This is a genomic window from Streptomyces africanus (assembly GCF_002150735.1).
In the GTDB taxonomy this organism is placed as follows: Bacteria; Actinomycetota; Actinomycetes; order Streptomycetales; family Streptomycetaceae; genus Streptomyces; species Streptomyces africanus.
Genome location: NZ_MUKA01000455.1, coordinates 1 through 7,236 on the forward strand (window position 1 = coordinate 1; position 7,236 = coordinate 7,236).

Annotated in this window: 4 protein-coding genes; 2 read left to right on the forward strand and 2 right to left on the reverse strand. The window is 71.1% G+C overall.

All coding sequences use genetic code 11. From position 1 onward, the window contains the following. Position 1: 1 nt before the first annotated feature. Positions 2-2,047 carry a glycoside hydrolase family 2 protein gene (locus CCL05_RS39605; protein ID WP_086565446.1) on the reverse strand — a complete coding sequence of 682 codons (2,046 nt, stop codon included), beginning with the start codon at positions 2,045-2,047 and terminating at the stop codon, positions 2-4. Between the two features lie 76 nt (positions 2,048-2,123). On the opposite strand from CCL05_RS39605, the gene CCL05_RS39610 reads away from it, so the two are divergent. Beyond that, positions 2,124-3,410, forward strand: coding sequence for a cellulase-like family protein (locus CCL05_RS39610; RefSeq protein WP_086565447.1), 1,287 nt, complete (start codon positions 2,124-2,126; stop codon positions 3,408-3,410). Positions 3,411-3,448: 38 nt separating this feature from the next. Here the strand turns inward: CCL05_RS39610 and CCL05_RS39615 are convergent, their stop codons facing one another. Further along, entirely contained in the window at positions 3,449-6,517 is a 3,069-nt protein-coding gene (locus CCL05_RS39615; RefSeq protein ID WP_425275978.1) for a family 78 glycoside hydrolase catalytic domain, read from the reverse strand. Between the two features lie 278 nt (positions 6,518-6,795). Between CCL05_RS39615 and CCL05_RS39620 the strand changes: the two genes are divergently transcribed. Beyond that, on the forward strand, positions 6,796-7,236 hold a 441-nt coding region (locus CCL05_RS39620; protein WP_143590026.1), incomplete at its 3' end, for a LacI family DNA-binding transcriptional regulator.

The window sequence follows — 7,236 nt, forward strand, 5'->3', positions numbered from 1 at the left end:
GTCACCCGGCCCCGGGGCCGGTCGCCTCGCGGAACACGTCGTAGACCAGCTTGGGACGCTCCTCGCCGAAGGTGAGCAGGCCCATGACCGAGATGCCGTTGTAGGACTGGTTGTACCCGGCCCGCTGCTTGTAGTCCTTGAGGACCCAGTAGGTGAACCCGGCGACGAAGTCGCCGCGTTCGACGACCTGTGTCCAGTGGGCGGTGAAGCGGGCCGCCTGCCACTCCTCCGTGCCCTCCGTGGTGTCGGGGCCGTGGTTGCCGGCCAGGGACCAGGTGCCGTTCTCGGTGATCAGGACCGGCTTGCCCGGATACTTCGCGTGCACCGCGTCCAGGGTGGGACCGAGGTCGGCGTCCTCGCCGTAGAAGTAGCCGAAGTACTCGTTGAATCCGATCACGTCGGCGAGGTCGAAGGCGGGGTCGTCGCTGGTGTTCGAAGCCCAGGTCACCGGGCGGGCGGTGAGGTCGACCGCCTTCACGGCCGCCTTCAGATCGGCGAGCCAGGCGCGGTAGACGGGAGCGCCGTCGCCGTCGATCTCCGACTCGTTCTGCAGGCCCCACAGGATCACCGACGGGTGGTTGTGCTGGTTCCACGCCATGGTCAGGGCCAGAGCCCGGGCGAGGCCGTAGCGCTCGGTCTGGAGCTTCTCCTGGGCGGTGTTGAGCCACATGGTGTCGATGTCGTCCATCACCAGCACGCCGTGCTCGTCCGCCCAGTCGTAGACGTACGGGTGGCGGTTGTAGACGCAGTTGCGGATGAAGTTGACGCCCAGGTCGGTGATGTGGCCGAGCTCCCGGTCGTACTCGGCGGGCGTCATCGCCCTGCCGTGCGCGGCCGTCTCCTCGTGCCAGTTGAGGCCCTTGAGGAAGAGAGTCTTGCCGTTGAGCCGCAACTGCGCGTCACGGATGGTCAGTTCACGCACGCCGTAGACGGTGGACAGCGTGTCCACCCGCGGGCCCGAGGTCCTTCCGGCGGTCAGGGTGGCGCGGGCGGTCAGCGTGTGCGGCGTGGCCGGGCTCCACCTGGGGGCGTGGGGCACACGGACCGCGACGCGGACGACGCCGGCCGACCGGGCCGGGATCCGGGCCGCGACCGAGGCGGGCAGGCCGCCGCTCCCCCGGCCGGGGTCCAGGGTGAGCCGGCCGTCGAAGTCCAAGGCCCCGTGGTTCTCCACGACCGCGTGTGCCTCGACGCGGCCGTTCGCGGCGGCCACGAGCAGTTTGGCGATGGTGACCTGTGGGACCGCCTCGATCCAGGCCGACCGGGTCAGCCCCGCGTAGGGCCAGTAGTCGACGGGCTTGTACGGGATCTCGTGGTCGTCGGTGACCGGCTGCGGAGCGGGGGCCGTGTAGTCGGTGTAGCTCGCGCGGCGGAAGACCCGTACGGCGATCGTCTGGCGCGTGCCCGGCCGGAGCGCGCCCGCCACCGGCAGCGCGAAGGGCGAGTTGGCGCCCTCGTGCTTGCCGAGTCGCACGCCGTCGAGCCAGACCTCGGCGCTGTAGCCGGCGGCCAGGAAGGCGATGCGCACGTGCCGGGCCCGCCAGGATCCGGGGACGTCGACGACGGTGCGGTACCAGGCGTAGCCGTCGGCGAAGGCCGTGCCCTTGCCGAAGGGGCTGGTCTCCGAGCCGAATCCGGGCGTGTCCAGCAGGTCCCAGGCCGACGGTACGTCGATGAGGTCCCACGACCGGTCGTCGAGGTCCGGGGACTGCCAGCCGTCGTCGAGTCCCTGGTTGCCGGGGTCGAAGCGGAAGCGCCACGTGCGGTCCAGGGAGAGGTACTCGCGGGTGGGCTCCCGGGTGCGCCAGCCGTCGAAGGCGGGGAGCACGGCGCCGTACTGGAAGACGACCTTGGTGCCGCCGACCTCGCGCACATGGGTGCCGGAAGGTTCGGTGGCCGGGTGGGCGTCGAGCACCGGGCCGTCCGCGGCTTGTGCCGGGCCGTCCACGGCTCGTGCCGTGTCCGGCCAGGCCGGAAGAGCGGTGAAGCCGGCCGCGCCGAGTGCCGTGACGACGGTGCGCCGGGAGAGGTGGAGGGGTTCGGTCATGGCAGAAGCCTGGGGAGCCGTCCTCACCCTGTCAAGGATTATTCATAATTAATGAATTGTGGGCTAGCGTGGCCGCATGAGCACACAGCGACAAGCGACGACGGGCGAGCCCACGGTCCGGCTCGCCATCACCCTGTGGGACTTCAGCTGGTACACCCAGGCGGGTCCCGGCGAGCCCTTCGCCGACCTCGACCGGGCCTTCGCCGAGGCCGTGGAGCGGGGCTTCAACACCGTGCGCGTCTGCGCCATGCCCTTCCTGCTGTTCTCCGGGCGGGTGCAGGCCCCGGAGTCCCTGCACATCCGGGGTCTGGGCGGCGAGTTCGGGCAGCGCACCCGCTGGTACAACGTGCGGGGCGGTTATCCGCTGGACGGCCGCCGACGGCTCGTCGAACTGTTCGAGGCGGCCGCCCGGCACGACTGCAAGGTGATCGTGTCCTCGTGGGAGTACCAGCAGTCCCCCAGCTTCGCGGACACCGACGCCTGGCACCGCGCCCTGGCCGCGGTCCCCGGTCCGGACCGGGCCGAGGTGGTGGCCGAGGCGCTCGCCGACCTGCTGGACTTCCTCACCGAGCGCGGGCTCGCCGACCGCGTCGCCTACGTCGAAGTGCACAACGAGGTCGACAACTGCTCCCTCGTACCGGACGACGGCGCCACCCACTACGCCCGGTTGCGCGGCCCCCTCGACCGTGCCGTGAAGCTGCTGCGGTCGCGCCACCCCGGCATCCCGGTCACCTACTCGCTCGGCGAGCCCTGGCCGGACGAACTGGACGACCTGCCCGAGCAGGCGCAGATCGCGCACCTCCACTTCTACGTCTACGGCGTGCTCGGCGCGCTGTACGAGGCGGTGGGACTCGGTCACGGCACGGAACCCGCGCCCCGGACGGCCGCGTGGCCCACTCCCGAACTGGCCGGCATGCTCCGCCCCGACGCGCCCGCCTTCGCCGACCACCAGCCGGACGAACCCTGGCGGCTGGCGGCCACCGGAATCCCGCGCGAACTCTTCTACGCGCACGACTGGGTCGACCCCGACCGCTGGGACCTGTGGCTCTACGAGAACTACGCGGTGCACCGGCAGGACATGCGGGACACCCTGGCCGGGTGGGTCGACTCCGTCGCCGAGTTCGCCCGGCGCCGCGGCATCCCCGCCGTCCTCGGTGAAGGGGTGGTGGGGTACACGCCGCTCCTGACGCGCTTCGAGGAGGACGCGGTCGGCAAGGACATCGCGGAGTTCGTCGTCGACCGCTGCCTCGCGGCGGGTTTCCATGGTGTCGTTCTGACCTCCAACGCCGCACCCCACCACCCCATGTGGCACACCGACGGGGACTGGATGCGGCGGGTGAACACCCGGATCACCTCCTCCTGATGGTGAACCCGCTGCGCTGCCCGACCGGCCGGCCCGGGTCAGCGCAGCGCGGCGGACAGCCGGTACCGTCCGGACGGCAGGCGGTACGAGCAGACCCCGTCCGCGGCTGAGAGGAAACGGACTCCGGGCACCCGGGCCAGCGGGGTGCGTCCCTCGCGGACGGTATCGGCGGAGGTCGCCGGAAGGCGCAGCGTCGCCTCGCTGTTGGCGGGCACGACGGCGTCGTACACCAGGGTCCGGCCCGCCTCGGCGACCTCCCACGCACTTCTGATCTCGCCGTACGGCGACTCGTACGAGCCCGACACCCGCGTGATCCTGCCCGTGGGATCGAGGTGGGGGCGGAGCAGGAAGTGCCGGAAGCCGGGGCTGTCCGGGTCCGGGGCGATGCCGGCCATGTGCGTGTACATCCACTCCATGATCGCGCCGTAGGCGTAGTGGTTGAAGGAGTTCATGCTGACCGGGCCGAAGCCGGCGTCGTCGGAGTAGGAGTTCCAGCGCTCCCAGACCGTGGTGGCGCCGCCTCGCACCGAGTACAGCCAGGACGGCAGGGCGTCCTGGTGCAGCAGTGCGTACGCCAGGTCGGCGCGGCCCTCGTCGGTGAGGACGGGGGCGAGGACGTTGACGCCGAGGAAGCCGACGGACAGGGTGCTCTCGGCGTACCGGACCCGGCTGCTGTCCGGGTGCGCCGCCTTGTAGGCCGCGTCGTTGCGGATGTTGTCGGCCAAGTGCCCGAGCAGGGCGCGGCGTTGTGCCTGCGTCTCGTAGAACCCGAGCTTGAGGACCCACAGCAGCGCTGTCTGGCTGTTGTCCTCCGTCTTCTGGTCGGGGTCGGCGCCCGGCTCGATCGGGGAGGCGTCGCCCAGGCTGGACTTCACCGTGACCTGACCGTCCGAGGTGCTCAGGTAGGTGTTGATGAACGCCCGCCTGATACGCCCGAAGAGGCGCTGGTACTCCTCCGCCTCCGCCGTCCTGCCGATCGCCCGGGCCATCTGGGCCATCAGCCGCGTGGAGTAGCCGTAGTAGACGTCGCTCATGAGCTGGGCGCTGGTCTTCTGCGGTGCCAGCCAGTCGCCGGTGAGGGAGCCCTGTCCGGCGTAGGTGTCGCCGGTCTGCTCGTGGATCCACTCCAGGTAGCGGGTCATCGCGGGCCAGTTGTCCTCGACGATGCTCGCGTCGCCCGTCATCTGCCAGACGGTCCACGGGACGATCACCCCGCAGTCCGCCCAGCCGCTGCCGCCGCCGGGGAAGTTGTACCGTCCGCCGGGGGCCACGCCGGTGAACTGCGCTCCGTCCGTGCCGTAGACGGCCTGGGAGTCGACGACGGTGGTCTGGAAGTGGCCGAGGAAGGCAGCGGCGTCGGCGTTGAACAGGCCGGTCGTGGCGAAGACCTGGGTGTCGCCGGTCCAGCCGAGGCGTTCGTCGCGCTGCGGGCAGTCGGTCGGCACCCAGAGGTAGTTGCCGCGCTGGCCCCAGCGGATGTTGCTCATCAGCCGGTTGATGTCAGGGTCGTCGGTGGTGAGGGTGCCGGTCTCGCGGATCGCGGACGTGGCGACCTTGCCGGTCAGGCCGGTGATCGTGACGGTGTCCGTCGCGGTGACGGAGACGTAGCGGAAGCCGTAGAAGGTCAGGGCGTCCTGATGGGTCTCGCCGTGCCGGTCGCCCTTGAGGATGTAGGTGCTGGTGGCCTTGGCGCTGCGGAGGTTGGCCCGGTAGACGGAACCCTCGGGGCCGTCCGCGCCGGCGCTGTCGTCGTTGAGCATCTCGCCGAACCGGAACTCGACCCGGGTGCCGGCCGGGCCGTGCAGGCCGTAGCGGGCGACGCCGACCATGTTCTGGCCGAGGTCGAAGACGGCGGTCTCGCCGCTGCCGATCGTGACGGCGGCGGAGGCCGCCTGCTCCGGGTCGGTCACCGTCCGGGCGGGGTCCACGACGATGCGCCCCTTGCCGTTCGGGCTGCCGTCCTGGCCGGTCACTCCGGTGGCGACGGTGATCGACCGCGGCCGCCGGTCCCACCGCGGCATGAGGCGTGCCGTCTCGGCCGGGTAGGCGACGAGCCGGGCGTCCGGGTACCTGTCGTCGAAGGCGACGCGTTCCACGTCCGTCCACGCGCTGTCGTCGAATCCGGGCGCCGTCCAGCCGGGCAGTTCCCTGCGGGCGTCGTAGGTCTGGCCGTCGTAGATGTCGTCGGCCCGGTACGGGCCGGTGTCCGTGGCCTTCCAGCCGCCGTCCGGCTCGGTGACGACCGTCTGCGCCGTGCCGTCGGTGTACCGGATGAGCAGCTTGGCCTTCACCGCCAGGGCGTTGCCGTCCTGCGAGTAGTACGTGCTGCCCTCGGAGACACGGCCGTTGTACCAGCCGTTGCCCAGGACGAAGGCGAGGGCGACGGTCCGCTGCCGCGTCACGAGGTGCGTGACGTCGTACGTCAGGTAGGTGACGCGCTGGTCGTAGTTGGTCCAGCCCGGGGGCAGCAGCTCGATCGTGGTACCGCCGTCCTGCGGAACGGTGACGTGCTCCCCGTTGACGTGGGCGTCGTAGACGCCGAGGGCCGACACGTACAGCCGCGCCTCGCGTACCTGTCGCCGGCCGTCGGCCCTGAGGGGCGTCTCTTTGCGCAGCATGGGAGCGCCGGCCGAGCGGGGGGTCTTCCCCTTCATCCCGATCCATTGCGCGCCGTCCCATCCGGCCACGCCGTCGGTGCTCATCAGGCCGGTCTCGAAGGCGGCCGGGGAGGCGACCCCGACGGGACGATCCTCGCTGTCCCAGACGGTGACGGTCCAGTGGTAGCGGGTCGAGGCGCTCAGCGGCTCGCCCTCGTAGCGGACGGCCACCGAGTCGGAGGAGTGGACGCGCCCGCTGTCCCAGAGGTCCGCGCGGGCGGTGGAGAGCTTGTCGGGCGAACTCGCCACGAGGATCCGGTACGACCCCTGGCTCCGGCCGCGGGCCGCCGACCGCATGCGCCACCCGAAGCGCGGCCTGTTCGCGTCCATGCCGAGCGGGTCGGTGCGGTGCTCGACGGTCAGCCCCCACACCGCGGCGCCTTCCGCCGCGCGGGACGGCTCCGCCGCCGTGCTCGTGCCGCCTCCCGCGGCCCCGGCCCCTACCGACATGGCACCGGCCGTCGCGGCGAGCACGGTCCGCCGACGCACCGCCGTCCTGTTCGCGCGGGGAAGCTCTCCCGCGCCGGGCTCTCGGCCGCCGCCGTCCGCACTGCGCTCCTCATGCCTCACACCTGTTTCCCTTCGATGGTTGAATCGATTCAAAAACAGCGGTTTTGGGTAACGTTTTCCAAAGTGGGGTGGGCCGACCTTAGAGAGCAGCCCGAGTGACGTCAAGAGGCCCGGCATACACTCGGCGGCACATGTTTCCCGGAGAGGCAAAGGACCGGATGGAACCGCCGGCACCACGTCGCAGAGTCACCATCGTCGACGTCGCCCGACACGCCCAGGTGTCCACCACCGCCGTGTCCAAGGTGCTGCGCAACGCCTACGGCGCCAGCCCCGCGATGCGCGCCAAGGTGCGCCGGGCGATCGACGAGCTGGGCTACCGGNNCCGGGGCCTGCGCGGGCAGACCTACACGATCGGCGTGATGCTGCCCGACATCCGCAACCCGTTCTTCCCCGAGATCCTCGACGGCATCACCGGCGCGCTGGAGGACACCGAGTACCAGGTACTCCTCGGACCGGGCTGCAACGGCGAGCAGGCGGAGGCCCAGGTCACCGAGGCGATGATCGACCGCGGCATGGACGGCCTCGTCCTGGTCGCCCCCGTATCGTCGCGGGCACGCCTCGAACACGTCGCCTCCGCGGTGCCGACCGTCGTCATCGGC

Bases quoted from the DNA above. Each gene is read 5' to 3' on its own strand.
- CCL05_RS39615 (WP_425275978.1), bottom strand. From the start codon at position 6,517: ATGTCGGTAGGGGCCGGGGCCGCGGGAGGCGGCACGAGCACGGCGGCG.
- CCL05_RS39610 (WP_086565447.1), top strand. From the start codon at position 2,124: ATGAGCACACAGCGACAAGCGACGACGGGCGAGCCCACGGTCCGGCTC.
- CCL05_RS39605 (WP_086565446.1), bottom strand. From the start codon at position 2,047: ATGACCGAACCCCTCCACCTCTCCCGGCGCACCGTCGTCACGGCACTC.